This is a genomic window from Micromonospora sp. NPDC003776 (assembly GCF_053605645.1).
Genome location: NZ_JBSGJR010000831.1, coordinates 1 through 2,160, shown reverse-complemented (window position 1 = coordinate 2,160; position 2,160 = coordinate 1). Strand labels below are relative to the sequence as shown.

General features: G+C 75.8%; 1 protein-coding gene and 2 pseudogenes. All 3 read left to right on the top strand.

The window, feature by feature from the left end; translation table 11 throughout:
- The first annotated feature begins 137 nt into the window (after positions 1 to 137).
- Positions 138 to 1,313, top strand: coding sequence for a cysteine desulfurase family protein (locus tag ACWEVO_RS35435; RefSeq protein WP_452311769.1), 1,176 nt, complete (start codon positions 138 to 140; stop codon positions 1,311 to 1,313).
- A 37-nt stretch (positions 1,314 to 1,350) separates the two neighbouring features.
- Positions 1,351 to 2,064 (top strand): annotated as a pseudogene (gene mnmA / locus ACWEVO_RS35430) (tRNA 2-thiouridine(34) synthase MnmA); the annotation flags it as partial.
- 2 nt (positions 2,065 to 2,066) lie between these two features.
- Positions 2,067 to 2,160, top strand: a pseudogene (locus tag ACWEVO_RS35425) (GNAT family N-acetyltransferase); the annotation flags it as partial.

The window sequence follows — 2,160 nt, the reverse complement described above, 5'->3', positions numbered from 1 at the left end:
GCGGGCCGGGGAGCTGAGCCGGCCCGCCGATCAGTCCCGCTCAGCGTACCCATCGGGAACAGCGGGGCCACCACGGGCACCGGGACGGGCGATCCGGCATCCGGCGGGACCCGGCTCGGCCGTTAGGCTGAACGGTGATGGCATACCTGGATCACGCGGCGACGACCCCGATGCTCGACGAGGCACTCGAGGCGTACGTCGCCACGGCCCGCGAGGTGGGCAACCCGTCATCGCTGCACGCGGCGGGCCGGCGCGCCCGGCGGCGGGTGGAGGAGTCCCGGGAGCGGGTGGCAGCCGTGCTCGGCGCCCGCCCCTCCGAGGTCATCTTCACCGGCGGCGGCACGGAGAGCGACAACCTCGCGGTGAAGGGCATCTTCTGGGCCCGCCGGGCGGCCGACGCCGCGCGGACCCGGGTGGTCTCCAGCGCCGTCGAGCACCACGCGGTGCTGGACGCGGTGGACTGGCTCGCCGCGCACGAGGGCGCCGAGGTCGGCTGGCTGCCGGTGGAGACCACCGGCCGGCTGGACCCGGAGCGGCTCCGCGCCGAGCTCGCCACGCACGGCGACCGGGTGGCCGTGGTCACCGCCATGTGGGCCAACAACGAGGTCGGCACCGTGCAACCGGTGGCCGAGCTGGCCGCGGTTGCCGCCGAGCACGGCGTGCCGTTCCACACCGACGCGATCCAGGCCGTCGGCCAGGTGCCGGTCGACTTCGCCGCCAGCGGCGTGTCCGCGCTCACCGTCACCGGCCACAAGCTCGGCGGCCCCACCGGGGTCGGCGCGCTGCTGCTGGCCCGGGACGTGGCCGCCACCCCGCTGCTGCACGGGGGTGGCCAGGAGCGGGACGTCCGCTCCGGCACCCTCGACACGGCCGGCATCGTGGCCTTCGCGGTCGCCGTCGAGGCCGCGGTGAAGGGCCAGCAGGAGTACGCGGCCCGGGTCGCCGCGCTCCGCGACGAACTGGTCGAGCGGGTTCGGCAGGCGGTCCCCGAGGTGGTCTTCAACGGCGATCCGACCGACCGCCTCCCCGGCAACGCCCACTTCTCCTTCCCCGGCTGCGAGGGCGACGCCCTGCTGCTCCTCCTCGACGCCCAGGGCATCGCCTGCTCGACCGGTTCGGCCTGCTCCGCCGGGGTGGCCCAGCCCTCACACGTGCTGCTGGCCATGGGCGCCGACGACGACCGGGCGCGTTCCTCGCTGCGGTTCACCCTCGGCCACACCAGCACCCGAGCCGACGTGGACGCCCTCATCGCCGCGCTGCCCGCGGCCGTGGAGCGGGCCCGGCGCGCGGCCGCCCTCCGTACGCCCCGTTGACCCGGATACCCTCGGTGAGGACGAGGGGAGCGAGCTGGTGAGGGTTCTGGCGGCGATGTCGGGCGGGGTGGACTCCGCCGTGGCGGCGGCGCGCGCGGTGGAGGCCGGGCACGAGGTGACCGGCGTGCACCTGGCGCTGGCGCGTAACCCGCAGACCTACCGCACCGGCGCCCGGGGCTGCTGCACCCTGGAGGACTCCCGCGACGCCCGCCGGGCCGCCGACGTGATCGGCATCCCCTTCTACGTCTGGGACATGGCCGACCGGTTCCACGAGGACGTGGTGGACGACTTCGTGGCCGAGTACGCGGCCGGGCGTACCCCGAACCCGTGCCTGCGCTGCAACGAGAAGATCAAGTTCGCCGCGGTGCTGGACCGGGCCGTGGCCCTCGGCTTCGACGCGGTGGTGACCGGCCACCACGCCCGGCTGGGCGCCGACGGCCTGCTGCGGCGCAGCGTCGACCTGGCCAAGGACCAGTCGTACGTCCTGGCCGTGCTGACCCGCGAGCAGCTCGACCGGTCGATCTTCCCGCTCGGCGACTCGACCAAGGCCGAGGTCCGGGCGGAGGCCGCCCGGCGCGGCCTCGCCGTGGCCGAGAAGCCCGACTCGCACGACATCTGCTTCATCGCCGACGGCGACACCCGCGGCTTCCTCGCCCAGCGCCTCGGCGAGGCGCCCGGCGACGTGGTCGACGCGCTCACCGGCACGGTCGTCGGCAGTCACCGCGGCGCCTACCAGTACACCGTCGGCCAGGGGGCGAGGCCGAGTTCCGGATGCTCGCGGTCGACCCGGCCGCGCAGGGTCGGGGCGCCGGCGCGGCCCTCGTCCGGGCCTGCGTGGCCCGGGCCA

What these genes read in the sequence shown, in the direction of transcription:
- ACWEVO_RS35435 (WP_452311769.1), top strand. Translation starts at nt 138, where the DNA reads ATGGCATACCTGGATCACGCGGCGACGACCCCGATGCTCGACGAGGCA.